26 protein-coding genes are annotated in these 24,320 nt (G+C 74.2%); 5 read left to right on the top strand and 21 right to left on the bottom strand.

Annotated elements, in window-relative coordinates; all coding sequences use genetic code 11:
- Positions 1 to 127: 127 nt before the first annotated feature.
- The 4 genes from ACZ7RU_RS10355 to ACZ7RU_RS10340 all read right to left on the bottom strand — a co-directional run bounded on the left by ACZ7RU_RS10355 (position 128) and on the right by ACZ7RU_RS10340 (position 1,959).
- Positions 128 to 1,024, bottom strand: a complete 897-nt coding sequence (locus ACZ7RU_RS10355; protein WP_470340456.1) for a hypothetical protein — start codon at positions 1,022 to 1,024, stop codon at positions 128 to 130.
- A gap of 45 nt (positions 1,025 to 1,069) precedes the next feature.
- A complete protein-coding gene (locus tag ACZ7RU_RS10350) occupies positions 1,070 to 1,354 on the bottom strand; it encodes a DUF427 domain-containing protein (RefSeq protein WP_470340455.1) in 285 nt (94 codons plus the stop codon).
- Between the two features lie 107 nt (positions 1,355 to 1,461).
- Positions 1,462 to 1,698: a DUF6296 family protein gene (locus ACZ7RU_RS10345; protein WP_470340454.1), complete on the bottom strand. Its 237-nt coding sequence runs from the start codon at positions 1,696 to 1,698 to the stop codon at positions 1,462 to 1,464.
- Positions 1,699 to 1,713: 15 nt separating this feature from the next.
- Positions 1,714 to 1,959: a DUF2277 domain-containing protein gene (locus ACZ7RU_RS10340; protein WP_470340453.1), complete on the bottom strand. Its 246-nt coding sequence runs from the start codon at positions 1,957 to 1,959 to the stop codon at positions 1,714 to 1,716.
- A gap of 167 nt (positions 1,960 to 2,126) precedes the next feature.
- On the opposite strand from ACZ7RU_RS10340, the gene ACZ7RU_RS10335 reads away from it, so the two are divergent.
- A complete protein-coding gene (locus ACZ7RU_RS10335; RefSeq protein ID WP_470340452.1) occupies positions 2,127 to 3,335 on the top strand; it encodes an MFS transporter in 1,209 nt (402 codons plus the stop codon).
- A 169-nt stretch (positions 3,336 to 3,504) separates the two neighbouring features.
- Here ACZ7RU_RS10335 and ACZ7RU_RS10330 read toward each other — a convergent pair whose 3' ends face one another.
- The 3 genes from ACZ7RU_RS10330 to ACZ7RU_RS10320 all read right to left on the bottom strand — a co-directional run bounded on the left by ACZ7RU_RS10330 (position 3,505) and on the right by ACZ7RU_RS10320 (position 6,215).
- Positions 3,505 to 4,023, bottom strand: coding sequence for a gamma carbonic anhydrase family protein (locus ACZ7RU_RS10330; protein WP_470340451.1), 519 nt, complete (start codon positions 4,021 to 4,023; stop codon positions 3,505 to 3,507).
- A 112-nt stretch (positions 4,024 to 4,135) separates the two neighbouring features.
- Entirely contained in the window at positions 4,136 to 5,431 is a 1,296-nt protein-coding gene (locus ACZ7RU_RS10325; RefSeq protein WP_470340450.1) for a serine hydrolase domain-containing protein, read from the bottom strand.
- Between the two features lie 217 nt (positions 5,432 to 5,648).
- Positions 5,649 to 6,215: a DJ-1/PfpI family protein gene (locus ACZ7RU_RS10320; protein WP_470340449.1), complete on the bottom strand. Its 567-nt coding sequence runs from the start codon at positions 6,213 to 6,215 to the stop codon at positions 5,649 to 5,651.
- Positions 6,216 to 6,471: 256 nt separating this feature from the next.
- Here ACZ7RU_RS10320 and ACZ7RU_RS10315 point away from each other — a divergent pair, with 256 nt between their 5' ends.
- A complete protein-coding gene (locus ACZ7RU_RS10315) occupies positions 6,472 to 7,020 on the top strand; it encodes an RBBP9/YdeN family alpha/beta hydrolase (protein ID WP_470340448.1) in 549 nt (182 codons plus the stop codon).
- Between the two features lie 64 nt (positions 7,021 to 7,084).
- Complete coding sequence (locus tag ACZ7RU_RS10310) at positions 7,085 to 7,681, top strand: hypothetical protein (protein WP_470340447.1); 597 nt, start codon at positions 7,085 to 7,087, stop codon at positions 7,679 to 7,681.
- 25 nt (positions 7,682 to 7,706) lie between these two features.
- On the opposite strand, the gene ACZ7RU_RS10305 is transcribed toward ACZ7RU_RS10310, so the two are convergent.
- The 6 genes from ACZ7RU_RS10305 to map all read right to left on the bottom strand — a co-directional run bounded on the left by ACZ7RU_RS10305 (position 7,707) and on the right by map (position 14,344).
- Positions 7,707 to 8,051: a hypothetical protein gene (locus ACZ7RU_RS10305; protein WP_470340446.1), complete on the bottom strand. Its 345-nt coding sequence runs from the start codon at positions 8,049 to 8,051 to the stop codon at positions 7,707 to 7,709.
- 82 nt (positions 8,052 to 8,133) lie between these two features.
- On the bottom strand, positions 8,134 to 10,452 hold the full coding sequence (locus tag ACZ7RU_RS10300; protein WP_470340445.1) for a transglycosylase domain-containing protein: 2,319 nt from the start codon (positions 10,450 to 10,452) through the stop codon (positions 8,134 to 8,136).
- A gap of 169 nt (positions 10,453 to 10,621) precedes the next feature.
- Entirely contained in the window at positions 10,622 to 12,133 is a 1,512-nt protein-coding gene (locus tag ACZ7RU_RS10295; RefSeq protein WP_470340444.1) for an alpha/beta hydrolase, read from the bottom strand.
- Between the two features lie 143 nt (positions 12,134 to 12,276).
- Positions 12,277 to 12,702: an acyl-CoA thioesterase gene (locus ACZ7RU_RS10290; protein ID WP_470340443.1), complete on the bottom strand. Its 426-nt coding sequence runs from the start codon at positions 12,700 to 12,702 to the stop codon at positions 12,277 to 12,279.
- A gap of 100 nt (positions 12,703 to 12,802) precedes the next feature.
- On the bottom strand, positions 12,803 to 13,498 hold the full coding sequence (locus tag ACZ7RU_RS10285) for an HAD family hydrolase (RefSeq protein WP_470340442.1): 696 nt from the start codon (positions 13,496 to 13,498) through the stop codon (positions 12,803 to 12,805).
- 78 nt (positions 13,499 to 13,576) lie between these two features.
- Positions 13,577 to 14,344: a type I methionyl aminopeptidase gene (gene map / locus ACZ7RU_RS10280; protein WP_470340441.1), complete on the bottom strand. Its 768-nt coding sequence runs from the start codon at positions 14,342 to 14,344 to the stop codon at positions 13,577 to 13,579.
- A gap of 97 nt (positions 14,345 to 14,441) precedes the next feature.
- On the opposite strand from map, the gene ACZ7RU_RS10275 reads away from it, so the two are divergent.
- Positions 14,442 to 14,711 (top strand): helix-turn-helix domain-containing protein, encoded by a 270-nt coding sequence (locus ACZ7RU_RS10275; RefSeq protein WP_470340440.1) that lies wholly within the window; start codon positions 14,442 to 14,444, stop codon positions 14,709 to 14,711.
- Between the two features lie 391 nt (positions 14,712 to 15,102).
- Here the strand turns inward: ACZ7RU_RS10275 and ACZ7RU_RS10270 are convergent, their stop codons facing one another.
- From ACZ7RU_RS10270 to ACZ7RU_RS10250, 5 genes are all read right to left on the bottom strand, one after another.
- Positions 15,103 to 16,308 carry a cytochrome P450 gene (locus ACZ7RU_RS10270; protein ID WP_470340439.1) on the bottom strand — a complete coding sequence of 402 codons (1,206 nt, stop codon included), beginning with the start codon at positions 16,306 to 16,308 and terminating at the stop codon, positions 15,103 to 15,105.
- A 90-nt stretch (positions 16,309 to 16,398) separates the two neighbouring features.
- Positions 16,399 to 16,617 (bottom strand): ferredoxin, encoded by a 219-nt coding sequence (locus tag ACZ7RU_RS10265; RefSeq protein WP_470340438.1) that lies wholly within the window; start codon positions 16,615 to 16,617, stop codon positions 16,399 to 16,401.
- Between the two features lie 581 nt (positions 16,618 to 17,198).
- Positions 17,199 to 18,593 (bottom strand): ABC transporter substrate-binding protein, encoded by a 1,395-nt coding sequence (locus tag ACZ7RU_RS10260; protein ID WP_470340437.1) that lies wholly within the window; start codon positions 18,591 to 18,593, stop codon positions 17,199 to 17,201.
- Positions 18,594 to 18,684: 91 nt separating this feature from the next.
- A complete protein-coding gene (locus tag ACZ7RU_RS10255; protein ID WP_470340436.1) occupies positions 18,685 to 19,581 on the bottom strand; it encodes a carbohydrate ABC transporter permease in 897 nt (298 codons plus the stop codon).
- Complete coding sequence (locus ACZ7RU_RS10250; RefSeq protein ID WP_470340435.1) at positions 19,578 to 20,513, bottom strand: carbohydrate ABC transporter permease; 936 nt, start codon at positions 20,511 to 20,513, stop codon at positions 19,578 to 19,580. The genes ACZ7RU_RS10255 and ACZ7RU_RS10250 overlap by 4 nt, the downstream gene beginning before the upstream one ends.
- 215 nt (positions 20,514 to 20,728) lie before the next feature.
- Between ACZ7RU_RS10250 and ACZ7RU_RS10245 the strand changes: the two genes are divergently transcribed.
- A complete protein-coding gene (locus ACZ7RU_RS10245; RefSeq protein ID WP_470340434.1) occupies positions 20,729 to 21,415 on the top strand; it encodes an SMI1/KNR4 family protein in 687 nt (228 codons plus the stop codon).
- Positions 21,416 to 21,437: 22 nt separating this feature from the next.
- On the opposite strand, the gene ACZ7RU_RS10240 is transcribed toward ACZ7RU_RS10245, so the two are convergent.
- From ACZ7RU_RS10240 to ACZ7RU_RS10230, 3 genes are all read right to left on the bottom strand, one after another.
- Positions 21,438 to 22,199, bottom strand: a complete 762-nt coding sequence (locus ACZ7RU_RS10240) for an SDR family NAD(P)-dependent oxidoreductase (protein WP_470340433.1) — start codon at positions 22,197 to 22,199, stop codon at positions 21,438 to 21,440.
- Positions 22,196 to 23,596, bottom strand: coding sequence for an MFS transporter (locus ACZ7RU_RS10235; protein ID WP_470340432.1), 1,401 nt, complete (start codon positions 23,594 to 23,596; stop codon positions 22,196 to 22,198). The genes ACZ7RU_RS10240 and ACZ7RU_RS10235 overlap by 4 nt, the downstream gene beginning before the upstream one ends.
- Before the next feature lie 78 nt (positions 23,597 to 23,674).
- Positions 23,675 to 24,253 (bottom strand): TetR/AcrR family transcriptional regulator, encoded by a 579-nt coding sequence (locus tag ACZ7RU_RS10230; RefSeq protein WP_470340431.1) that lies wholly within the window; start codon positions 24,251 to 24,253, stop codon positions 23,675 to 23,677.
- Positions 24,254 to 24,320 lie beyond the last annotated feature (67 nt).

Below are 24,320 nucleotides of genomic sequence, written 5' to 3'. Positions count from 1 at the left end.
CGGGGTCAGGTCGGGCGGGGGCGCGCTTTCCTCGGCGCCGCCGGGGCAGCGGGAACTCCGGGAAAAGGACGACACACTCGGGACCGGTGACCGGTCCCGGGCGCGCCGTACTGCCGTTCTCCCACCGCTACGGAGCCGTGCCGCCCTTCGGGGCGGGTGCGGCCGCCGCCCAGTAGGCGCCGTCCGCCGGGCGGCGCACGCGCAGGTCCTCCCGCACCTCGTCGGCCAGCCGGCGGGTGTCGCGGCGGTTCATGGTGGCGCCGATGCCTGCGCCGACCAGCAGCGGGGTCACCGCCGGCAGGTGGCGCAGCGAGCTGCGGGTCAGCCGGCGGCGGACCTGCTGGCGCACCTCCGAGCTGATCGCCAGCGCGGCGAAGCCGGCCGGCCGGACCAGCAGGCCGGCGTCGATCCCGCGGCGGTTGGCCCAGGCGCCGAGGTAGGCGCCGGCCCGCTGGGTGGCGGTGCCCTGCGCCGGGATTCCGTACACCTCGTGCAGCTCGGCGATCAGCTTGATCTCCACGGCCGCCACCGCGAGCGTCTCGGCCGCGATCTCCATCGGCATCGCGGGCGGGACCGGCAGCATCGCCGCCGCGCCGACGCCCGCGCCGAGCGCGCTGGAGGCCCGGACGGCGCCGGTGACCAGCACGTCGGCCAGCTGCTCCGGGAAGGCCGCGTCCGGGTGCTGCGCCCGCAGGGTGGCGAGGTCGCGCACCGGGATCCGCGGCGCGGACCGCACCAGCTGTTCGGTCAGGGCCTTGCCGCCGTACGCGGCGCCCTTGGCCGCTCCCCTGGCGGCGGCCCGGCCGCCGTGGCCGAGCAGCCGGGCGCCGTGCAGCACCACGGCGCGGCCGCGGCCGCGCTGCTTCGTCGCGTACTCGGCGGCCGGGCCCCTGCCGACGGGCCGCTCGGACTCCTCGACCAGTTCGGCGAGCCGCTCGGTCAGGAGCGGCACCGCCGGATCGGGCGCCGTCGGATCGGGCTCGGCGGATGGCCGGGAGTGGCCCGGCCTGCGGAAGACTGCCATGGGAATCCGGTACCCCTTTCGCGACGACGTACGGCCCGGGGCCGCCTACTCGACGACCTCCACTCCCCGCCAGAAGGCCACCCGGCCGCGCACGTGCTCGGCCTCGGGCTTCGGGTCGGTGTAGAACCAGGCGGCGTCCGGGTTGGTCCGCCCGTCCACCTCCAGGGTGTAGTAGTCGGCGGTGCCCTTCCACCCGCACACCGTGGTGGTCTCCGAGGGGCGCAGGTACTCGCTGCGCACCGCCTCGGCCGGGAAGTAGTGGTTGCCCTCGACGACGACCGTGTCGTCGCTCTCGGCGATGACGACGCCCTGCCAACTCGCTGTGGTCATACGGCGATTGTGCCTGACCGAGAGCGACCGCGCCCGTGCTTCCCGGCACGGGCCGGCGGTAGGCCGCCGACGGTCGGCGCGCCGGCGGTCAGGGCAGCGGCCGGCCGTCAGGGCAGCGGTTGGGCGTGCACCGGCACGTGCGGGCTCTGGTGGCCGCCGCTGGCGAGCATCCGGACCTCGCCGGCGTCGCTGATCTCGGCCCGGACGATCCCGCTCTCGTCCTCGTACACCGGGTGGCCGCCCGGGCCGCTGGCGTCGGTGCGGGTGACCACCACGACGTCCTGCGGGGCCTGGGTGCCCGGGGTGCCGGGGAAGGTGAGGGCGTAACGCTCGGCGGGGTCCATCACACCTGCTCCTGCCTACCCGACGGCCTCGGCGGGCTCGGCGGCCCGGGTGTGCGAGCCGCGGACCTCCAGCTCGGCCAGCAGCCGGGCGGTGGCCTCCGCCACCGCTTCCACCGCCCGGTCGAAGGCCTCCCGGTTGTGCGCCGCGGGGGCGCGGAACCCGGAGACCTTGCGGACGTACTGGAGCGCGGCGGCGTGGAAGTCCCCCTCGTCGGCGTCGGGCGTGACGGGGGGTCGCAGCGTCTTGATGTTGCGGCACATGCTCCCAGTCTCTCGCGCGGGAGCCGTGTCGGCGACCCCCTCCCGTCACCCGCACCTCACGGCGGCGCCATCCGACCGGATTAGGATGCCGGACGAACGAATCCGTTCCGCCTTCATCCCCGCCGCGCGCTCCCCCCGGTCCGTCGGCGTCACTCCGGAGTCACCCCTTGCCTCTCGCGCTGCTCGCGCTGGCCGTCACCGCGTTCGCCATCGGAACCACCGAATTCGCCGCCATGGGGCTGCTCCCCCAGGTCGCCGACAGTCTCCACGTCTCCATCCCCCGGGCCGGCTGGCTGATCTCGGCGTACGCGCTGGGAGTGGTCGTCGGTGCGCCGCTGCTGACCGCGCTGGCCGCCGGGCGGCCGCGCAAGGCGGTGCTGGTGGCGCTGGCCGGGCTGTTCGCCACCGGCAACCTGCTGTGCGCGCTGGCCCCGGAGTTCTGGACGCTGGCCGCCGCCCGACTGATCACCGGGCTGCCGCACGGCGCCTTCTTCGGGGCCGGCGCGGTGGCGGCGGCCGAGCTGGTCGCGCCGGACCGGCGGGCCCGGGCGGTGGCCGTGATGTTCTCCGGACTGACCGTCGCCAACATCGTCGGCGTCCCGGCCGCGACCCTGCTCGGCCAGCACCTGGGCTGGCGGGCGACCATGCTGGTGGTGGTGCTGATCGCCGCCGCCGGGACGGCCGCCATCGCCCGGCTGGTTCCCGCGCTCCCCTCCCCCGGCCAGTCCGGCCTGCGGCACGAGCTTCGGGCCCTGCGCAGCGGGCAGCTCTGGCTGGCGCTGGCCACCGTGGTGTTCGGCTGCGGCGGCTTCTTCGCCTGCTACAGCTACATCGCGCCGCTGCTCACCGAGGTCTCCGGGTACGCCACGGGCTCGGTGACCCTGGTGCTGGCCCTGTTCGGGGTCGGCATGACGATCGGCAACGTGCTGGGCGGGTTCGCCGCCGACCGGGCGCTGCGCCCCACCGTCTGCGCGGCCTTCGTGCTGCTCGCCGCCACCCTGGCGCTGTTCTCGGTGACCGCGCACGCCCGCTGGTCGGCGGCCGTCACGGTGGTGCTGATCGGACTGTTCGGCTTCGCGATCGTGCCGGCCGTGCAGACCCTGGTGATGCAGAAGGCACGCAGCGCGCCGACCCTCGCCTCGGCGACGGTCCAGGGCGCCTTCAACCTGGCCAACGCCCAGGGCGCGTACTTCGGCGGGCTGGCACTGGCCGCCGGGTTCGGCTGGACCTCGCCGACGCTGGTCGGCGCGGGCCTGGCCGTCGTGGGGACGCTGATCGCGGTGCTCGCCTGGGTGGACGACCGCCGGCGGTCCGCCCCCGCGGCCGGGGAACCCGCGGCGGCGGAACCGGCGGCGGCCGCGATCGCCACGGCCTAAGGCGCGTCTGACAATTCCCGCCGGGTGCGCGACGCCGGGGCACGCACCTCGCCGCGTTGTCGTCGGTCACCAATGCTCCGCAGTGGCTCCCTCCTCCGCCTTGCGATGCACGCACCCCAACGCCGCGCCCTGATCCGACGCGAATTGTCAGACACGCCTTAGAAAGCTCCTAGACCTCCCGGTGGGCCTCGGCGAGCAGTTGGTAGCCGGCGCCGTTGGCCTTGATGCCCGACCTCTCGTCCTCGGTCAGCTCGCGGCGGACCTTGGCCGGGACGCCGGCGACCAGCGAGCCGGGCGGGACGACCATGCCCTGCGGCACCACCGCGCCGGCCGCGACCAGCGAGCCGGTGCCGATCCGGGCGCCGTTGAGCACGGTGGCGTTCATGCCCACCAGCACGTCGTCCTCGACGGTGCAGCCGTGCAGCACGGCGTTGTGGCCGACCGAGATCCGTTCGCCGACCACCAGCGGGAAGCCGGGGTCGGCGTGCAGGGTGCAGTTGTCCTGGATGTTGCTGCCCGCGCCGACGCTGATCGACTCGGCGTCGCCGCGCAGCACCGCGCCGTACCAGATGCTCGCGCCGGCGGCGACGGTGACGTCCCCGACCACGACGGCGTTCGGCGCCACGAAGGCGCCCGGGTCGACGGCGGGTGTCCTGCCCGCGACGGCGGCGATCAGCGGCTCTGCCATGTCTCGTCCTCCTGGTGACGGTGGCCGGTGGGGCGTGTCCGACGATTCCCGCCGGGTGCGCGGCGCCGGTCGCCGGACACGCCCTGGGTCGCCGGTCAGCGTAGGGGGTCGGTCACGGCGCCATGCGGGCGAGGTCGGTTCCGGCGGCTCCGGGCCGGGGCCCGCACAGGGCGGTGGTGAACACCTTGTGCCAGGCGGCGTTGGCCGGCTCGTCCGGGGCGTCGTAGACGGTGGCGTTCCCGGCGAACTCGCGCCTGCCGTCCGCCGAGCCGAGCAGCAGGGTGCCGTAGCCGGGGATGCCGCCCGCGTGGCCCCAGAAGGAGCCGCAGGGCGTGTCCAGGCGCTGTAGCCCGAGGCCGTAGGTCCGGCCCTCGCCGTGCTCGGTGGTCTGCCGCATGGCGGCGAGTTCGGCCGGGCGCAGCAGGCGGCCGCCGAGCAGGGCGTGGAGGAAGGCGGTGAGGTCGGCGGTGGTGGAGATCCCGGCGCCGGACGGGCCGGCCATCGAGGGGTTGAACAGGGTGACGTCGACCGGGCCGGTGTCGGCCTTGTAGTAGCCGTGGGCGTGCGGGCCGGGGAGGAAGGGCGAGTCGCCGGGCATCCAGGTCCCGGTGAGGCCGAGCGGACGGATGATCCGGCGGGTCACCTCCTCGTTCCAGCCGCGGCCGGTGAGCTTCTCGATGATCATCCCGATCAGGATGTAGTTGGTGTTGGAGTACTGCCAGTCCTGGCCGGGCGGGAAGGCGGGCGGGTAGCGCTTGGCGATGTCCACCAGGTCCCGGAGGCCGTAGTGCGTGAAGCGGCCCCCGGCCAGCCACTCCGGGCGCCGGAAGTCGAAGGCCTGGTCCTGGGTGTAGTCGGCGACGCCGCTGGTGTGGTTGAGCAGCTGCCGGACGGTGATCCCGGTGCTGTTCGGGACGATGCCCGGCAGCAGGCACTCCAGGCGGTCGTCGAGGTCCAGCCGTCCTTCGCCGACCAGTTGGAGCAGCGTGGTGGCGACGAAGGGCTTGGTGACGCTGCCGATCCGGAAGGAGCCCCGGGGGTCGGCCGGCGGGCCGTCGAGTTCGGCGACGCCGGTGGCGTTGCGCCAGACCAGCCGGCCGTCCTCGCGGACGGCGGCGAGGGCGGAGGTCGAGTAGCCGGGGTCGGTCATCCCGGCGAGGGCGGCGTCGGCGGCCTCCCAGTCGGCGCGGCGCTCGGGGGTGGCGACGGCGCCGGCCCGGGTGGCGGCGCCGGTGGCGCGGCCGCCGTGCGGGCCGCCGCAGCCGGCGGTGCCCGGGCCGGCGGCGGGCCGGGCCTCGGCGGCTGGGGCGAGCGCGACGAGCAGGCCCGCGCCGACGGCGGCCGCGACGGCGGTGCGCAGGGCCGGTCGGCGGCGCCGGGTGGTCGGAGTGGTCGGGGCGTCGGTCATGCCGGTCTCCCTGGTCTGGGCGTGGCGACGGTCGACCGGGGTACGGTCCCCGGGCTTTGACACCGTGTCAGGGATCCGGGCGGCGGTCGTCGGCCGCTGGTCGGCGCCCGACCCGGAACGGACCCGGAGCGGACCCCGAGCGAACCCCGAACGAACGCGGGAGCCGGACCCCGGGACGGCTCGGGGTACGGCCCCGCGACCAGCGGCGGGGTGTGCGTCAGGTGACCGGGGCGTGCTTGCGCAGGACCTCGATGAAGGCCCGCAGCCAGGCCGGGTGGTCGGGCCAGGCGCGGGCCGAGACGACCAGGCCGTCCACCACCGCCGCGCCGTCCACGAACTCTGCGCCGGCCGCCCTGATGTCCGGGGCCAGCGCCGGGTAGGCGGAGCTGCGGCGGCCGTCCAGGACCCCGGCGGCGGCGGTGATCAGCGGGCCGTGGCAGATCTGGGCGACGGGCTTGTCCCCGGCGAAGAAGTGCTGGGCGATCCGCTGCACGTCCGGATCGTTGCGCAGGTACTCGGGGGCGCGGCCGCCGGGGATGACCAGGGCCACGTAGTCGGCCGGGTCGACCTCGGCGAAGGCCAGGTCGGCGGGCCAGGTGTAGCCGGGCTTCTCGGTGTACGTGTCGAAGCCCTCGACGAAGTCGTGCACCACGAACTGGAGGCGCTTCCTGGTCGGGGCCGCGATGTCGACCTGGTAGCCCTCCTCGCGCAGCCGCTGGTAGGGGTAGAACACCTCCAGTGACTCGGCGGCGTCCCCGGTGACGAGCAGGATCTTCGATGTCATCGCCGACATCCCTCCACGTGGTCGAGCCTCAGGTCGGGTACGGGGCGACGGGCGGTGGCGACCGGCCGGGGCCCGGTCCAACCTCCCGTACCGGCGACACCGCTGGCAACGGGGCGCACCGGGCGCGCAGCGGCGCATACAGATCTTCGCGCGCCGGTGGCGGGGAGTGCGCGCCGGTCGGCCGCCCGGCTGCGGGGGCCGGCGGCCCTCGGCCTAGACTCCTGCTGCCCGTGAACGCCCTGCTCCGGAGGAGCCCATGCCCGCCCGCACCACCTACCTCGTCCTCGCCGGCTACCAGAACTCCGGCCCCGCGCACTGGCAGACCCGCTGGGAGGAGGCCGAGCCGGAGTCCTTCCGCCGGGTCCAGCAGGCGGACTGGGACCACCCGGAGCGGGCGGACTGGGTGGCCCGGGTGGACGCGGCGGTGGCCGCGGCCGCCGCCGAGGGCCCGGTGGTGCTGGTCGCCCACAGCCTGGGCTGCGTCACGGCGGCCCACTGGGCGGCCACCGCGTCCGCCGAGCGGACCGCCGCCGTCCGGGGCGCGCTGCTGGTGGCCCCGGCGGACGTCGACACCGCCGAGGTCCCCGAGCTGGTCGGCTTCCGCCCGGTGACACTGGAGCGGCTCCCGTTCCCGGCCGTCGTGGTCTCCTCGACCGACGACCCGTGGGTCTCCACCGAGCGGGCCCGCGCGTTCGCCGCCGCCTGGGGCGCCCGGTACGTCGAGCCGGGCGCGTACGGGCACCTCAACTCCGACTCCGGACTGGGCGACTGGCCGGAGGGCCGCAAGCTGCTCGCCGAGCTGTGACCGCGGCGACGGGGGAAGCGGGGTCGGGGGAAGCGGTGACGCGGGACACGGGGGCGGGGCGACGATGAGGCGGAGGACGTCCCGGACCAGGCGCGTCCTGGTCCGGCTGCTGGCGGTCGGCGGGCTGGCCGCCGTCCTGCTCTACACCGAGGGGCAGTGGGAGAGCCGCTCGGGCGGGCGGATGCTGGTCGCCGACCTGCTCAACCGGCCGGAGCCGCTGCTCGGCGGGGCGCTGGCGGCGCTGATCGCGGCCGCCTGGCTGGGCGACCTGCGCCCCACCGTGCGGACGGCCACCCGGACGGTCACGGTGACCGCCGGGGTGGTGTTCCTGCTCGGCGTGCTGGCCGCGCACAAGGTGTCGGCGGCCGAGACCCGCAGCCGGGAGGACGCCCCGGCCGGGGCCGAGGTCGCCCTGATCGTGGTGCACCGCTCGTACGCCACCGGGTCGGACGCGGGCGAGCACTGGCAGGTGCTGCTGGAGAGCGGTGCGGGCTGGTCGGCCCGGCGCTGGTCGCTGGCGGACATCGGCCGGGGCCCGGGCGACGTCCGGCTGGTGACCGCGAACTGGACCGGGCGCTCGCAGATCACCGTGGTGACCGACTCCTACCGGCGGGTGTTCAACCTCGACCAGGACAGCGGCGAGCCGGTCGAGGCGCGCTAGCCCGAGCCTCAGGCCCGGTCCGGGTTCAGCCCAGCCCCAGGGCGTGCGCGCCGAGCGCCAGCAGGGCCGCGTTGCCGGCCGCGCCCAGGGCGGTGGCGGACAGGAAGCGGGCCGGCGTGCCGTCCGGGAACGGGTTGAGGGTCATCGCGTGCAGGAAGCCCGGCATCGTCCACACCACCGCCGTCCACTGCCGCACGGCGCCCGCCGGCCCCGCCTCGCCGCGCGGTACGGCACGCGGTTCGGCCCGCAGCGAGAGGCGCGGCGAGGCGCGCAGCTCGTGGGCGGCGGCCAGGCCGATCACCAGGTAGCCGGCCAGGTAGCCGATCGAGGGGCAGAGGACGGCGGGGACGCCGAGGACGCTGTGCGGCATGCGGTCATCGTCCGCCGGACGGCCGCGGCCCCGCATGAGTACCCGTACTCATGCGGGGCCGGGGGTTCACCGGTGCTCGGGCTCACCGGTCCTCGGGGTCGGTGGCGCCGGGCGGCACGGTCGGCACCGACGGCCCGGTGCGGCCGGGAGCCGGGTTGGCGCCGCGCGGCCGGCCGGTGTTCGCCGGGCCGCCGGTGGCGGGGGTTCCGGCGCAGGTGGCCGGGCCCGGCGAGCCGCCGGGGGTGGGGCAGTTGGCGTCCCGCCGGGGCGGGTCCGGGATGTGGACGGTGGTGAAGGACTTCTCCGGCATGTCCCGGACCGCGTCGCTCATCGCCTGCTGCCAGATCGGCCCGGGGCCGGTGGCGCCGAAGACCTCGGCCTGGTACCTGCCGCCGATCCGGATGTTGCGCATCGGCACCTTGGTGCCCGGGCTGCCCAGCCAGACCGAGCCCGCCAGGTTGCCGGTGTAGCCGGTGAACCAGGCCGACTTCTTCTCGTCCGTGGTCCCGGTCTTGCCGGCGATCTGGCGGCCGTCGTCCAGGCCGAGGTCCCGCGCGGTGCCGCCCTTCTCGGTCACCCCGAGCAGCACGCTGTTGATCACGTCCGCGGTGTTCTCGGACATCGCCGGGGTGCACCGGGCCTGGGGCACCGGGACGTCGGCGCCGTCCACCGTGGTGATCCGGTTGATCGCCAGCGGCGCGCAGTAGGTGCCCCGGGCGGCGAAGGCCGCGTACACGTTGGCCATGGTCAGCGGGCTGACCTCCTGGGTGCCGAGGCCGAGCGCCGGCACCTCCTGCAGTGCCGAGCCGTCCGCCTTGCCCTCCATGCCCAGCTTGTTGGCCATCTGCTTGACCGCGCAGAGGCCGATCTCCTGCTCCATCTGCACGAAGTAGGTGTTCACGGAGAGCGCCATGGCCTGCTTGAGCTCGTACGGGCCGACCTCGGAGGCGCTCTCGTTGGGGATGGTCCCCTCCTTCTTGCCCTTGCTGAGGTTCTTCCAGGTGCCGTCGCAGGTCCGCATCGTCGGCCAGTCCATCCGGTTGGGCGAGTCGTACCGCTGGGTCGGCGACAGGCCGGCCTCCAGGGCGGCGGCGGCCACGATCGGCTTGAAGTTGGAGCCGGGCTGGAAGCCGATGCCACCGCCCATCGCCGCGTCCACGTTGTAGTTGACGACGGTCTCGTTCTTCTCCTTGGCCAGGCCGTACGGGCGGGTCTGCGCCATCGCCAGGATCTTGCCGCTGCCGGGCTCGACCATCGTCATCGCGGCCGAGACCGGGTCGGTGACGTACACCTTGGTGGAGACGGCGTTCTGGGCGGCGGCCTGCTTGTCCGGGTCCATCGTGGTGTAGATGTTCAGGCCGCCGGTGTCCCAGAGCTTCTTGCGCTCGGCCGAGCTCTTGCCGAACACCGGGTCCTGCTTGACCACGTGGCGGACGTAGTCGCAGAAGAAGCCCATGCCCGCCTGGGCGGTGATGCAGCCGTTCCGAGGGTCCTTGTAGACGAGGCCGAGCGGCGCGGCCTTCGCCTCCCTGGCCTGCTCCGCGGTGATGTGCCTGTTCTCCACCATCTTGTCGATGACGGTGTCGCGGCGCTTCTGGGCGGCCACCGGGTGCAGCTTCGGGTCGTACTGGGACGGGTTCTGCACCAGCCCGGCGAGCATCGCCGCCTCGGGCAGGCTCAGGTCCTTGGCGTCCTTGCTGAAGTACCGCTGGGAGGCGGCCTGGATGCCGTACGCCTGGTGGCCGTAGAAGGTGATGTTCAGGTAGTTGGTGAGGATCTGCTCCTTGGTCAGGTCCTCCTCCAGCTTGATGGCGTACCGGAGTTCCTGGATCTTGCGGCCGAGGGTCTTGCGCTGCGCCTCGCGCACCGCGTCCGGGTCGTCGCCGGCCTTCTCCACGTTGACGTTCTTCACGTACTGCTGGGTCAGGGTGGAGGCGCCCTGGACGGCGGCCCCGCTCTCCGCGTTCTTGGTGACCGCCCGCAGGATGCCCTTGAGGTCGACGGCGCCGTGCTCGTAGAAGCGGGCGTCCTCGATGTCGACCTGCGCGGTGCGGATCAGCGGGGACATCTGGTCGGCGGGTATGACGGTGCGGTCGCGCTCGTACACCTTGGCGATCAGCCCGCCCCTGGCGTCGAAGATCTGCGTCGCCTGGCTCAGCGGCGGGGTCTTGAAGTCGTCGGGGATGCTCTCGAAGCCCTCGGCGCCGTTCTTCACCCCGAGTCCGACCGCCCCGGCCGCCGGGAGGATCAGGCCCGCCAGCAGGACGCCGCCCAGCACGCTGGAGCCGAGGAAGGTGGCCGCGTGGCCCAGGATGCCCAGCGGGGTCTCGCGGCGCCTCGGGCGCGGCACCCAGGTGTCGCCCGGGTCCGAGGCGGCGGGTATGCGGCTCTTCGGTGACATAGATCGAACATTACGGCCGCGAACAGGCCGCAGGGAGCGGGTGTTGGCGAAGGATTGTCACAAAATCGCGACGGATTCGACTCATTCCCGAGGGTCGAACGGGCGTGCACGGCGGGGCAAGGGTCGTTCGTCCACGGCCCGTTGCCCCGCCTGCCGCACCGGTCCCGGCTCAGCCCGCCGGGCAGCGGACGTCGCGGGCCGGGCGTCGGCCGGTGACCAGGTAGTCCGTCACCACCTCGTCGCCGCAGGCGTTCCCGGTCGCCCGGTAGACGCCGTGGCCGCCCGAGTCCACCGTCACCATCCGGGCCCGGTCCCCGAACGCGGCGCGCAGCTTGAGCGCGCCGGTGTACGGCGTCGCGGGGTCGCGCAGGTTCTGCGTCAGCAGCACGTTGGACGGGCCGCGGTCGGTGACCCGCACCGGCGGCTCGGCGGGCGCGAACGGCCAGAAGGCGCAGGGCATCACGTTCACCGGCAGGCCGGCGGTGAGCGGGCGGGCGTAGCGGTCGGCGGTGACGGCCTTCGCGTAGCCGGCCGGATCGGCGGGCCACCGGACGTCGTTGCACAGGGTGCCGACCGAGACCGCGAGGGTGTTCTGCACCGCTCGCAGCTCCCGCTCGCCCGGCTGCGGTGCGGCGGGCAGCGCGGCACGGCCGAGTCCGGCCAGCACCAGCCGGGCGAGGCCCGGGAACCTGGCGTCCGAGTAGAGGCTCTCCAGCAGGGTCTCGCGCAGCACGTTGCCGTTCAGCTCCGCCGGGTTGGCGCCCTCCCAGGGCAGCGGGGTCCGGTCGAGGCGGGCCGCGAGGTCCAGGAAGAGCGGGCGGACCTCCTCGGGGGTGTCGGCCAGCCGGTCCGGATTGTCCGGCGCGGACGCCCACTTCGCGAAGTCCGGGAAGCGGTCCTCGATGCCCTGGCCGTAGCTGTCCAGCCAGCCGCGCCCGACCCGGGTCGGATCCGGGTCGTCGTTGCTGTCCAGCACGACCCGGTCGGTGCGCTCGGGGAACATGGTGGTGTAGACGGCGCCCGCGTAGGTGCCGTACGAGACGCCCCAGACGGACAGCCGGCGCTCGCCGAGGGCGCGGCGGACGCTGTCGATGTCGCGGGCCTCGTTGGCGGTGGAGATGCTGCGCAGCACCGGGCCGCCGTTGCGGGCGCAGGACTCGGCGACGCGGCGGGCGGTGGCCAGGTTGCCGTCGATCGAGCCGTCGGCGGCCGGCCAGGGACGGACCTTGGACATCGCCAGGTCGGCGGTGTCCAGCTCACAGCTGACCGGGGTGGAGCGGCCGACGCCGCGCGGGTCGAAGCCCACCACGTCGTAGCGGTCGCGGACGGACTGAGGCAGGCGCCCGGCCATGCCCTTGACGAGGTCGAGGCTGGAGCCGCCGGGGCCGCCGGGCACCGCGAGCAGGACGCCGCGGCGCAGACGTTGGTCGGCGGCGGTGATCCGGGAGACGGCGAGGGTGACGCGGGCGCCGTTCGGGTCGGCGTAGTCCAGTGGGACGGTGACCTCGGCGCAGCGTTGCGGGCTGTCGGCCGGGGCGTCCGGACAGGCGGTCCAGGCGAGGCGGTCGCTTCCCGGCTTCGCGGCGTCGGCCGCGCCGGCGGGCAGGGCGGTCAGCGCGGTGACGGCGAGGGCGGCGGCCGCGGTGGCCGCGGCGGTGATGGTGCGGGTGGTCTTCGGCATGCCCAGGAGTCTGCTGTGGCACGGAACTTGGGCCCATCCGGGCAGCGGGCCGGTCGGGGGTGGGGAAAGCCCCCGGGCCGGGGTGGAGACCGCTTCGGTCGCGGTCTCCCACCGCGCGGGATGAGGGAAAGCGGGAGCCGACTCTAGAGACCGAGCAGGGCCGGGTCGGCGGCCAGGGCGCGCAGCGGCTCGCGCGGGTCGGCGACCAGCCTGCGCTCCGCCAGGTCGAGGATGCCGCCGACGCCGGTGATCTCGGCCGCCAGGACGCCGTCCTCGCGGACCAGCCGCTGCACCACCTGGAAGGTCTTGCCGTCCCGCCAGGTGAACGAGCAGCCCACCTCCACCGAGTCGCCCGCGCGCAGCTCCCGCAGGTACTTGACCGTGGTCTCCAGGACGACCGGGCCGACGCCCTCGGCGACCAGGTCCGCCTGGCGGATCCCGGCCGCCCGGAGGTACTCCCAGCGGGCGTGCTCGGCGTACTGGAGGTAGACCGCCTGGTTGAGGTGGCCCTGGGAGTCGGTCTCGTACCCCCGGACGGTGATGTGTGTGGCGAAGTCCTGATCACTCATGCCCCGCACGGTACTCCGCGCCGCCGGGGCCCCACCGCGTGTCCTCCGTCACCCGGCCGGACGGCCTCCCGGACCCCTCGCGCCACCCGGCGGGAGCCGCTCAGCCGGGCAGGACCGCCAGCAGCTCCGTGAGGGCGTCCGGGCGCTCGTCGACCGGCAGGTGCTCGACGGGGTGGAAGCCGCAGCCGAGCGCGGTCGCGCCGCCGTCGCAGACGAGGTCGTCGCCGACCATCAGGATGTCGGCGGGGGCGAGGCCGAGTCGCTCGCAGGCGGTCTCGAAGATCACCGGGTCGGGCTTCTGGGCACCCACCTCGCAGGACAGCACGTAGACGTCGACCAGCTCGTCCAGGCCGTGCGCGCGGAAGATCGGACGCAGGTCCCAACCGACGTTGCTGACCACCGCGACCGGCAGGCCCCGGCGGCGCAGCTCGCGCAGCACGGGGAGGGCGTCGGGGTACGGGCGCCAGCTCGCGGGCGCGATGTGGGTCTCGTAGAGGGCGTCCACGTCGAGGCCGGCGGGCGGTTCGGCTGCGCGGGCCAGTGCGGTGTAGGCGGCGCGGTGCAGCTCGGGGGTCAAGTCCCTGGTGTCCCAGGCCTGCTGGACCTCCGGCGGGATCCGGCGCGGCGGCACCCCACCGGGCAGGGCGCCGAACTCCTCCAGCCGGGCCACCAGTTCGGCCTCCTCCCCGGCGGGCAGGGCGAGGCCGGCGGCGGCGGTGTGGGCCGTCAGCCACTCGGCGGTGGACACGACCCTGAAGAGGGTGCCGGAGAAGTCGAACATGACAGCTTTGATCATGGTCCGAGCCTAGCCCGGGCCCTGCCCGGCCGTCCGGCGTACCGGGTCGGGGCGCGGTCGCGGCAGGGTCGGGAGGGATCAGGGCAGGGTCAGGACGCGCGGGCCGTCCTCGGTGATGGCGACGGTGTGCTCGACGTGGGCGGCGCGGGCGCCGTCGACGGTGCGCAGGGTCCAGCCGTCCGGGTCGGTGCGGTGGTCGTCGCGGCCGCCGGCCAGCAGCATCGGCTCGATCGCCAGCACCAGGCCGGGGCGCAGCGGGTAACCGCGGCCCGGGCGGCCCTCGTTGGGCACGTGCGGGTCCTCGTGCATCCGGCGGCCGATGCCGTGCCCGCCGTAGCCGTCCAACAGGCCGTACCGGCCGGAGCGGGCGACGGCACCGATGGCGTGGGCGATGTCCCCGGTCCGGTTGCCGACCACGGCGGCGGCGATGCCCGCCTCCAGGGCGCGCCGGGTGGTCTCGATCAGGGCGGTGTCCTCGGGGCGGGCGGTGCCGACGGTGAAGCTGACCGCCGAGTCCCCCGCCCAGCCGTCCAGGAGGGCGCCGCAGTCGATGCTCACCAGGTCGCCGTCGCGCAGCCGGTAGCCGTTCGGGATGCCGTGCACCACCGCGTCGTTCACCGAGGCGCAGATGACGGCCGGGAACGGGACGGGCGCGAAGGCCGGGCGGTAGCCGAGGAACGGCGAGGTGGCCCCGGCCGCCTTGAGCACGCCCCGCGCCACCTCGTCCAGCTCCAGCAGGCTCACGCCGACCGCCGCCTGCTCCCGGACGGCCGCCAGCGCGTCCGCCACCACCCGTCCGGCCTCGCGCATCGCGGCCAGCCCGGCGTCCGACTTGAGTTCGACCATGGTGCGACCCTCCCGTGGAAACAATTCTTATACCGGTATTTGTATCACGGTCGCAGGGTCGGGACGCCCCTGGGCAAGAGGCCCTACACTCGTCGGCATGGTGAGGACTCCGCTGACCCCGTGGGAGCGCGAGCGCGGCGAGCGCTTCGGGGCGCTGCTGCGCGAGGCGCGCGGCGAGCGCAGCATGGTCGAGGTGGCGGCGGTGGCCGGCGTCTCGGCGGAGACGCTGCGGAAGATCGAGACGGGTCGGGCACCGACGCCGTCCTTCTTCACCATCGCGGCACTGGCCTTCGCGCTAGACCTGTCGCTGGACCAACTGGCGGCCGCGTGCGCGCCCTCCGAGGACGGCGAGGCGCTCTCCGCCTAGGAGCCGGCCGGCCGATCATGTGACTGTCACCTGCCGGATCCCGCACCTCGTCGCCCGCCTGGTGAAGGTGGCGGTGGAGGCGAGGGCCTTGGCCGCTCGCGGGGCGGGTTCACCGGCAAGGTCCACCTGAGCGCGGACGGCCGGTGCCGCCCGCCGTCCCCGGTCGGTCACGCCGGGGCAGCGGGCGGACCGCACCCGGTTCGATCCGGTACTGGAGTCGAACGGGCCGTCAACGAGCTCGAGCACGCCCGCGCGGTCGCAACCCGACACGACGAGCGCGGACACGTCCACCTCGGCACCGTCACCGCAGCCGCTCCCGTCGTCCGGCTCCGCGCATGGTCGCCCGGACAGCTCCGCCCGGCACTCCGGTGGGAGTTCTCCACCGGGCCGCTCACCAGGTCACGGGCAGTGACCGCATGCCGTAGATGAACGAGTCGGTACGGAACTCGCGCTCGCCGGTCAGCCGCAGCCCCGGCAGCCGGCGGAACAGCGTCTCCAGGGCGATCCGGAGCTCGGCGCGGGCCAGCGGCTGGCCGAGGCACTGGTGCACGCCGAAGCCGAAGGCCAGGTGCCGCCGGGCGTCCCGGGCCAGGTCCAGCTCGTCCGTCGGCCGCCGGCCGGCGCCGCCGAACACCGCCTCGTCCCGGTTGGCGGTGGAGAGCATCGCCATCACGCCCTCCCCGGCCCGGACGGTGACGCCGCCCAGCTCCACGTCCTCCAGCGCCACCCGGGGCAGGCCGGTGTGCACGATGGTCAGCAACCGCAACAGCTCCTCCACCGCGCCCGGCAGGGTGGCCGGGTCGGCCAGGCCGGGGATCTGCTCGGGGTGCTCCAGCAGCAGCGCGGTCGACAGCGAGATCATGTTCGCGGTCGTCTCGTGCCCGGCGATCAGCAGCAGCACGCCCATGCCGGCCACCTCGTCCGGGGTCAGGTCGTCCCGCGCCGCGAGTCGGCTGAGGGCATCGTCCTCCGGCTGTGCGCGCTTGCGGGCCCTCAGGTCCCGCAGGTAGTCCCGGACCTCCTCCTGGGCCTCCCGGAGCTGCTCCACGGTGCTCTCCCGGCTGAGCATCGTGCGGCTCAGGCTCTGGAAGCGGTCGTGGTCCTCGTACGGCACGCCGAGCAGCAGGCAGATCACCAGCGAGGGCACCGGCAGCGCGAAGTCGGTGACCAGGTCGGCCGTGGTCCGGCCCGCGGTCATCCGGTCCAGTGCCTCGTCCACGATCCGCTGGATCTCCGGGCGCAGCGCCTCCACCCGCTTGACCAGGAATTCCCCGGTGATCATCCGGCGCTGGCGGGCGTGCTCGGGGTCGTCGAGCCGCAGGAAGTCCGGATCGTCGGTGATCAGCTCGCGAGCGCCGGCGACCAGCAGCGGGAAGGACGGGTGGCGTATGTCGGCACTGAACCGGCGGTCGGACAGCACGGTGCGGACCTCGGCGAAGCCGGTGACCAGCCAGCAGAGGTCGCCGTCGGGCAGCTCGGCCCTGGTCACCGGCCCGTTGGCGGCGGCCTCGGAGTACGCGGGCGGCGGGCCGAACGGGCAGCCGCCGGAGTGCCGGGCCGGCAGTGGGAGGACGGGGGTGGTGGGTGCGGTGGTCAAGGCGGGGGTCTCCTCACGTCGCGGGTGTTCTCGTGGGGTTCGGGGCCCGGGAAGGTTCCCGGCGGCCTGCGGGGCCGGCGGCGGGGTCCGTCAGGCCCCGGTCCGCGCGGGCTCGTCCCCGGTGACGGTGATCGCCCGGCCCGGGCAGAGCTCGGAGGCGAGTCTGACGTCGTCGAACTGCTCGGGCAGCAGGACGCTCTGACGGAGCCTCACCAGACTGTCCCGGTCGTCCTGGTCGAAGACCGCGGGGGCGTTCATCACGCACATGCCGGAGCTACAGCAACGGTCCCGGTCGACGCTCACCTGCATGTCGGGCACCTCTCGCCAGGGCGGCGCCGGCCGCCCGGCGGCCGCCTCTCGTTGTCACCGTCAACCTAGCCGTCACCGGTCCGTTCACGGAGGGGTACGGTGGCCGGATCGAGAATGGCCGATTCGGCCCCTGTACATGAACCCCGTTGCGGCGCAGTGCGTTTCAACCCGCTGTACTTCGCCGGACCGGTCGGCGGACCCGGCGCGCGGACGGCCTCACAGGTATTCGGCGGTGGCCGACTCCCGTACGGAGGCCACCGTGCCGGCCTCGGCGGCGCTCCTGTCCGGCCGGTAGCACACCGCCCGGGCGAACCCGCAGGACCGGCCCGGCGGGATAGCGGGGGCTGTGCCGGAGGCCGTCGAAGGCGGCCCCGGCGACCGGTTCCGGCCGGACCGGCACCGTCCGGGCGTCCCGCCCGGTCTCCCGGGCGAGCAACTCGGCGGTCTGCCAGGACTCGTGACCGCGCGGGCAGACCCTCGTACGGGCGCGCCGGCCGGCGACTCCCGACGTGCAGCGACGGCCCGCCCCGCGCGCGGTGCGCGGGGCGGGCCGTCGCCATCGGGCCGTTCGGCGGCGCGGCTCAGCCGACCGAGCTGTTGTAGCTCTCGATCGCCGGCCGGAGCTCCTTCGCCGCGTCGGCCAGGGCCTGCTGGGCCGGCTTGGTGCCCGCGATGGTCTGCTCGATCGCGGTCTCCACGCCCTTGCGGGCCTGCGGCATCACGCCGAGCAGGCAGCCGGCCGTGGCCGGGGTCGGCTTGGTGGCCTTCAGCTGGTCGATCGCGGTCTGGAACTGCGGGTACCTGGCCACCCACTCCTTGTCCTTGGGGTCGTCCAGGGACTTCGTGTTGACCGGGAAGTAGCCGGTGCCGGTGTGCCAGACGGCCTGCTGCTCGGGGGCGGAGACGAACTTCTCGAACTCCCAGGCGGCGCGCTTCTCGGCGTCCGAGTGGCCCGGGCCGCTGATCCACAGCGAGGCGCCGCCGATCACCGGCCCGCCCTGGTCGCCGGCGGCGACCTTCGGGAAGGCAGCGGTGCCGACGCCGAACTTCGCGGCCTCGGTGTAGCCGCGCAGCACGCCGGTGGACTCCAGGTGCATCGCGACCGTGCCGGCCTTGAACGCGGCCTGGGCGTCGTCGGTGGTACGGCCGGTGTTGGCCGCGTAGCCGCCCTTGACCAGGTCCGCCCACCACTGGACGATCCGGGCGCCCTGGGCGGAGTCGAAGACGACCTTGCCGGCCTTGTCGCCACGGCCGTTGTCGTTGTCGCAGTACATGGCGCCGGACTCGGCCAGCAGCTGCTCGACGAACCAGCCGTAGATGGCGGCGCCGAAGCCGTACCGGACGGTCTTGCCGTCGGCGTCCTTCCTGGTCAGCTTCCTGGCCAGCTCGCCCAGCCCGTCGAGGTCCCTGGGCGGCTGCGCCGGGTCGAGGCCGGCCTCCTTGAAGGCGTCGGTGTTCAGGTAGAGCAGCGGCATCGACGAGTTGAACGGCATCGACTGGAGCTTGCCGCCGACCGAGTAGTAGTTGCGGATGTTGGCGTCCAGGTCGTCCAGCGCGTAGCCGTCCTTGTCGGCGAAGGCCTGGGCCGGGACGGTCTGCCTGGAGTCGATCATGAACCGGGTGCCGATGTCGTAGACCTGCGCCAGGACGGGGGTGCCCTTCTGCTGCACCGCGGCCTTGTACTTGGTGACCAGCTCGTCGTACTTGCCCTGGAACTGCGCCTTGACCTCGATCCTGCCCTGGTGGGCGGCGTTGAACTGGCCGACCAGCCCGTTCAGCACGTCGGCGTTCTTGCCGGTCATCGAGTGCCAGAACTCGACGGTGGTGACGCCGGAGGCCTGGTCGAGCGCCTGGGCGCCGGGCGCGCCGGCGTCGGAGGAGCCGCCGGCGCCGGACCCGGAGCCGCTGGAGCTACAGGCGGTCAGGGACAGGCCGGCCACCAGCAGGGCCGCGAGCGCGCGCGCACTCTTCTTCACGAGGGTTCTCTCTCTATCCGGGAAAGCGGGGGACGTGGACGGGACGGCGCCAGCGGGGCGGGACCAGCGGCGCGAAGTCAGCGGCGCGAAGTCAGCGGACCGCGCCCGCGGTGAGGCCGCGGACGATGAAGCGCTGGCCGAAGACCACCAGGGCGAGGGTGGGCAGCAGGGAGAGCACGACACCGGCCAGGATCAGTCCGGGGTCGGCCATCTCGGAGTCGCGCAGCGAGGTCAGCCCGATCTGCAGGGTCTGCATGTCCGCGGTGCGGGTGATGATCAGGGGCCAGAAGTACTGGTTCCAGGCCGACAGGAAGACGTAGACCGACAGCGCCGCCAGGGCCGGCTTGTTCAGCGGGACGACGATCCGCCACAGGAAGCGCCAGTGGCCGGCCCCGTCGATCCGGGCGGCGTCGCGCAGTTCGCCGGGCAGCTGGCGGAAGGCCTGGCGCAGCATGAAGGTGCCGAAGCCGGAGGCCAGGAAGGGCAGCACCAGGCCGAAGTAGGTGTTGCCGAGCCCCCAGTCGGACAACGTCAGGTAGTTGGGGATGATGATGGCCTCCCACGGGACCATCAGCGTGGCCAGGAACACCCCGAACACCACGGCCCGGGCCTTCATCGGCAGGAAGACGAAGGCGTACGCGGCGAGGACCGAGGTGAACAGCTGGGCGAGGGTGATGGCGGTCGCCGTGATCGCCGAGTTGGCGTACTGGCGGGCCAGCGGGATGGCCTCCACCGCGCCGGAGAAGTTCCGTCCGGTGACCGAGTGCGGCACCAGGGCCGGCGGGTAGGAGGAGAGTTCGGACGGGCCCATGAAGGCGCCGGCGACCGCGTAGTAGACCGGGAAGGCCACGGTGACGACGGCGACGGCGAGCACCAGGTAGACGGCGGCGCGGCCGAGCAGGTCGCGCGGGGAGCGCCCGGCGAGGGCGCGGGCGCGCGGGCGGGGCGCCTGCGCCTCGGTCCCGGCCTCGGTGGTGAGGGTGGTCATGCGTAGTGCACCTTCCGCTCCAGGACGCCGAACTGGACGGCCGTGCAGGCGAGGACGACCACGAGCAGCACCACGGCCTGGGCGCTCGCGGTGCCGAAGTCGCTGGAGCCGTAGGCGAAGGCCTTCTCGTAGACGGAGTAGACGAGGGTCCGGGTGGAGCCGTCCGGCCCGCCCTTGGTGAGGATGTGGATCTGGCCGAAGCTCTGGAGCGCGTGGACGGTGGAGACCACGGTCAGGAAGAACAGGTTCGGGCCGAGCATCGGGACGGTGATCGAGCGGGCCAGCCGCAGGCCGGACGCGCCGTCGATGCGGGCCGCCTCCAGTACCTCCCCCGGGATCGAGCCGATGCCCGCGGAGAGCACCAGCACGTTGTAGCCGAGGTTCATCCACACCGTGGTGACGGCCACCGAGACCAGCGCGTACCGGGAGTCGGTCAGCCAGCCGACCGGGCCGAGGCCGACGTGCGAGAGCAGGCCGTTGAGCACCCCGCTGGCGGGGTTGAAGAACACCGCGAAGACCACCGAGGCGCTGGCCACCGAGAACGCGAAGGGCAGTGCGAACGCCGAGCGCAGCAGCCGCACGCCGCGGATGCGGTTCTCCAGGAGCAGCACCAGCACCAGCGCGCCGAGCACCCCCGGGACCACGGTGAGCAGCGTGAACAGCGCCGTGGTGGTCAGGGTGCGGCCGAAGTCGGCCGAGGCGAGGAGGTCCGTGTAGTGCTTCGCCCCCACGTAGCGGGAGGGCGCGCCGAAGAGGTCGTTGGCGTGTGCGCTCAGGTAGACCGTCCGCCCCAGCGGGTAGCCGATGAAGAGGACGAAGACCACCAGGGAGGGCAGCAGGAAGGCCCAGGCGAGCCCGTGCTCGCCCCAGCGCCCTCCCCGTCGCGGTCGTGGGCGGCCCGGGAGCGGCCCGGTGTGCGGTGCGGTCGGCATCTGTCGCGCGTCCGCCTTTCGTGATGTCGGTTCCGGCCGAAACCGTGTCCTGCCCACACGACGGCGTGGAAACCCCACGGTGATCAACGGGTGTCGCCGGGATTACGCGTTCGCGTCAGATTCGGCCGGTCCGGCACGGACGGGCGGCGGACCGGCGGCGGACCGGCCGTTGAGCGGTTCACCGCGTTGTCGGAGGGGTGTCGTACGGTGCGCCGGTGGACGAAACGGAATTCGACATCCGGGCCGCAATGGCCGAAAGTGTGCGCTCCCGCGCGGGTGCCTGGGCGCTCGTCAGGGGCTTCGCCGCGTACTGGGGCGAGCCGCTGGGGCCCGGCGACGGCTTCACCGACGCGGAGCTGGACGCGGCCGAGCGACGGCTGGGCCTGCGGCTGCCGGTGGCGCTGCGGGAGGCGTACCGGCTGTTCGGCCGCCGGGCGGACCTCACCAGCAGTCAGGACGTGCTGTTGACGCCGGCGGAGCTGTACGTGCTGGACGGCGCGCTGGTGTACCGGGCGGAGAACCAGGGCTGCGCGCACTGGGGCGTGCTGCTGGACGACCTCGGCCGGGAGGACCCGCCGACGGTGGGCCGGCTCGACCTGGCGGACAGGTCGCGGGAACGGTGGGAGCCCTGGGAGGAGCGCTTCTCGACGGCGGCCGCGGCGATGGCGATGACGGAGAAGCTGCTGGAGGACCACGAGCTGGCCGACTTCCTCGAAGTGGACGAGGAGCTGCCGGACGGTCTGGAGGAGTTGCCCGCGCTGGGCCGCGACCTCCGCTGGTACCGGGGGCCGGAGGTGCTGGTCGGTGTGGCCGGGGACGCCTGGACGGCGGCCCGGGCACGCACCCCGGAGGCGCTGGACGCGCTCTACGGGGCGGTGCCCGGGGAGTGGTCGGGCGAGTAGCCCGGCGGCGGGGAGCCGGGGGTCAGGCGGAGGAGCCGCCGTCCAGGACGAGGTCGCTGCCGACGGTGTAGCCCGCCTCCGGCGAGGCCAGGTACAGCACCGCGGCGGCCACCTCCTCCGTCGCGCCGGCCCGGCCGACCGGGACCTCGGCCTTCATCCGCCCGGCCTTGGTCGCGGCGTCCTCGCCCGGCCGGGAGGACATCGGGGTGTCCACCGCGCCGGGGCTGACGGTGTTGATCCGCACGCCCTCGGCGATGTGGTCGAGGGCGGCGGCCCGGGTCAGCACGGTGACCGCGGCCTTGCTGGCGGCATAGGCCCCGACGCCCGCGATCCGCTTGTGGGCGCCGATGTTGGACGAGACGTTGACGATCGCACCGCCGCCGTGGGCCCGCATGTGGCCGATCTGGTGCTTCATCGCGAGCAGGGTGCCGGTCACGTTGATGTCGAACATCCGCTGCCACTCGGCCTCGTCGATGTCGGCGACCGGTCCGAGGGCGCCGAGCACCCCGGCGTTGTTGACGGCGACGTCCAGGCCGCCGAAGTGCTCGACGGTCTCCCTGACCAGCCGGGCGGCGTCCTGGGCGTTCGTCACGTCGCCGGTGACCGCGAGCGCCTTGCCGCCGGCCTGCTCGATCAGCTCGACGGTCTCGGCGAGCGGGCCGGCGGTGCGGCCGGCGACCGCGACCCGGGCGCCCTCGCGGGCGAAGGCGAGCGCGATGGCCCGGCCGATGCCGCCGCCACCACCGGTGACCAGGACGGACTTGTCGGCGAAACGCGTGGTCATGAGGTGAACTCCTTGATTCGGGTGGTGCGTTCGGTTGTGGTGGGGATGGTGGTCCGGGGCAGGGCGGCGACCGCGACGGCGGTGAGCGCCAGCCCGACGGCGGCCGCCGCGAAGGCCGCGGCGTAGCCGCCGACGACGCTCGGGCGGGTGGCGGCCAGCGCCATCAGGGCGGCCAGTCCGGCGGTGGGGCCGAGTTCCATGGCGGTGTTGAACACTCCCGCGGCCAGCCCGGTGCGCTCCGGTGGCACGCCGCCGGTGGCGAGCACCGCCGCGCCGGCGAAGGCCATGGCGGCGCCGGCGGGCAGCAGGAGCAGTCCGGGCAGCAGTCCGAGGGCGTACCCGCTGCCGACGGCGAGCCCGGCCAGCAGGCCGAGTCCGGCGGCCGCCACGGCGAGGCCGCCGGTGGTGACCGCCACCGGTCCGTACCGGACGGTCAGCGGCCCGGCCAGCCGGCCGGCGAGCAGCAGGACCGCCGCGTACGGCAGGAAGGCGGCGGAGGTGGCCGCGGCGCTCCAGCCGCGCAGCTGCTGGAGGTAGAGCGAGAGCAGGACGAAGGTGAGCGCGGTGCCAGCGGCGGTGGCCATGACGGCGGCGAGCCCGGTGGCGCGGCGCCGGTCGGCGAGGAAGCCGGGCGGCAGCAGCGGGTCGGCGGTGCGGCGTTCGGCGGCGGCGAAGCCGAGCAGCAGGGCGAGCCCGGCGGCCAGCGGGCCGTACGTTCCGGGGCTGTGCCAGCCGTGTTCGGTGGATGCCACGAGGGCGTAACTGGCCGCGCAGACACCGGCGGTGGCGAGGGCGGCGCCGCGCAGGTCCAGTGCGGGGCGGTGGCCGGCGGGGGCGGCGGCGGGCAGGGCGGCGGAGCGGGCGAGCCCGGCCAGGGCGACCAGCACGGGCACCGCGAACAGCCAGCGCCAGGACACCGCGGCGGCGACCGCGCCCGAGAGCACGCTGCCGACGGTGGCGCCGAGCACCGACAGGCCGCCCCAGGTGGCCATCGCCCGGCGGTAGGCGGCCGGTTCGGGGTACAGCACCCGGACCACCGCGACCGCCGCCGGCGCGGTGAGGGCGGCTCCGGCACCCTGCGCGAAGCGGCTCGCCAGCAGGACGGGGTAGCCGGGCGCGAAGGCGCAGGCGACCGAGGCGGCGGCGAGCAGCGCCAGGCCCGCGCGGAGCACCGGGCGCCCGCCGTGACGATCCGTCAGCCTCCCGCCGAGCAGCAGGAGGGAGCTGAAGGAGAGGCCGTAGGAGGCGCTGAGCAGCAGCACCGCGGACGGGCCGAGCCCCAACTCCCCCGCCACCAGGGGCAGCGGCACGGTCAGGATCGTGATGGTGAGGACCAGCACCGCCTGGACGACGCCGAGCAGCGCGAAGCCGTACCGGCCGGTAGTGATGACGGCCATGTAAAACCCTCCCCCCTATATAGACCGTTCGGTCCAGAATGAGCACAACAGAAGAAACCGGTCCGGGATGACCGGGCGTCAGTCCAGCAGCGCCAGCGCCTGCTCGGCGGCGTCCCGCGCCCGGGGCCCGCCGTCGGCGGTCTTGCCCACCACCCGGATGCCCTGCAGCAGCACCACCAGCATCCGGGCGAGCGCCCGCGGCTCCCGCCCGGCGGGCAGTTCGCCCTGGGCGGCGGCACGCACCAGGGCGCCGGTGAGCAGCGTCTCCAGGTGGTCGAGGCTCGCCTCCACCCGGCGGGCCGCGGCCGGATCGTGCGGAGCCAGCTCCACCGCGGTGTTGGTGACGAAACAGCCGATCCGGCGTTCCGGCTCGTCCGCCGCCGCGTAGTGGCGGACCAGCGCCCGTACCGCCGGCAGCGCCGGACCCGGCTGGGACAACTCGTCCAGCCGCGCCGAGTCGCTCTGCTCGCAGTAGCGCTCCAGCGCGCGCAGGTACAGCTCGCGCTTGCTGCCGAAGGTCGCGTAGACGCTGGCCCGGGCGATCCCGAGCCGCTCGACCAGGTCGGCCATCGAGGTCGCCTCGTAGCCGCGCTCCCAGAACAGCTCCAGGGCTGCCTGCAGCGCCGCGTCCGGGTCGAATTCCTTCGTTCGCGCCATACCGGGAACAGTAGCCCTTTCTAGATCGATCGGTCAAGAAAGAGCGCTCATTGGTCCAGACCTGATA

This window comes from Kitasatospora sp. NPDC114501, from assembly GCF_055633695.1.
Note: the sequence above shows the minus strand (reverse complement) of the source record. Positions and strands in the feature narration are given on the sequence as shown.

Bases quoted from the DNA above. Each gene is read 5' to 3' on its own strand.
- ACZ7RU_RS10250 (WP_470340435.1), bottom strand. From the start codon at position 20,513: ATGCCGACCGCACCGCACACCGGGCCGCTCCCGGGCCGCCCACGACCG.
- ACZ7RU_RS10345 (WP_470340454.1), bottom strand. From the start codon at position 1,698: ATGGACCCCGCCGAGCGTTACGCCCTCACCTTCCCCGGCACCCCGGGC.
- ACZ7RU_RS10235 (WP_470340432.1), bottom strand. From the start codon at position 23,596: ATGGCCGTCATCACTACCGGCCGGTACGGCTTCGCGCTGCTCGGCGTC.
- ACZ7RU_RS10300 (WP_470340445.1), bottom strand. From the start codon at position 10,452: ATGTCACCGAAGAGCCGCATACCCGCCGCCTCGGACCCGGGCGACACC.
- ACZ7RU_RS10325 (WP_470340450.1), bottom strand. From the start codon at position 5,431: ATGACCGACGCCCCGACCACTCCGACCACCCGGCGCCGCCGACCGGCC.
- map (WP_470340441.1), bottom strand. From the start codon at position 14,344: ATGGTCGAACTCAAGTCGGACGCCGGGCTGGCCGCGATGCGCGAGGCC.
- ACZ7RU_RS10290 (WP_470340443.1), bottom strand. From the start codon at position 12,702: ATGAGTGATCAGGACTTCGCCACACACATCACCGTCCGGGGGTACGAG.
- ACZ7RU_RS10310 (WP_470340447.1), top strand. From the start codon at position 7,085: ATGAGGCGGAGGACGTCCCGGACCAGGCGCGTCCTGGTCCGGCTGCTG.
- ACZ7RU_RS10240 (WP_470340433.1), bottom strand. From the start codon at position 22,199: ATGACCACGCGTTTCGCCGACAAGTCCGTCCTGGTCACCGGTGGTGGC.
- ACZ7RU_RS10320 (WP_470340449.1), bottom strand. From the start codon at position 6,215: ATGACATCGAAGATCCTGCTCGTCACCGGGGACGCCGCCGAGTCACTG.
- ACZ7RU_RS10230 (WP_470340431.1), bottom strand. From the start codon at position 24,253: ATGGCGCGAACGAAGGAATTCGACCCGGACGCGGCGCTGCAGGCAGCC.
- ACZ7RU_RS10305 (WP_470340446.1), bottom strand. From the start codon at position 8,051: ATGCCGCACAGCGTCCTCGGCGTCCCCGCCGTCCTCTGCCCCTCGATC.
- ACZ7RU_RS10315 (WP_470340448.1), top strand. From the start codon at position 6,472: ATGCCCGCCCGCACCACCTACCTCGTCCTCGCCGGCTACCAGAACTCC.
- ACZ7RU_RS10350 (WP_470340455.1), bottom strand. From the start codon at position 1,354: ATGACCACAGCGAGTTGGCAGGGCGTCGTCATCGCCGAGAGCGACGAC.
- ACZ7RU_RS10285 (WP_470340442.1), bottom strand. From the start codon at position 13,498: ATGATCAAAGCTGTCATGTTCGACTTCTCCGGCACCCTCTTCAGGGTC.
- ACZ7RU_RS10275 (WP_470340440.1), top strand. From the start codon at position 14,442: ATGGTGAGGACTCCGCTGACCCCGTGGGAGCGCGAGCGCGGCGAGCGC.
- ACZ7RU_RS10295 (WP_470340444.1), bottom strand. From the start codon at position 12,133: ATGCCGAAGACCACCCGCACCATCACCGCCGCGGCCACCGCGGCCGCC.
- ACZ7RU_RS10265 (WP_470340438.1), bottom strand. From the start codon at position 16,617: ATGCAGGTGAGCGTCGACCGGGACCGTTGCTGTAGCTCCGGCATGTGC.
- ACZ7RU_RS10355 (WP_470340456.1), bottom strand. From the start codon at position 1,024: ATGGCAGTCTTCCGCAGGCCGGGCCACTCCCGGCCATCCGCCGAGCCC.
- ACZ7RU_RS10340 (WP_470340453.1), bottom strand. From the start codon at position 1,959: ATGTGCCGCAACATCAAGACGCTGCGACCCCCCGTCACGCCCGACGCC.
- ACZ7RU_RS10330 (WP_470340451.1), bottom strand. From the start codon at position 4,023: ATGGCAGAGCCGCTGATCGCCGCCGTCGCGGGCAGGACACCCGCCGTC.
- ACZ7RU_RS10255 (WP_470340436.1), bottom strand. From the start codon at position 19,581: ATGACCACCCTCACCACCGAGGCCGGGACCGAGGCGCAGGCGCCCCGC.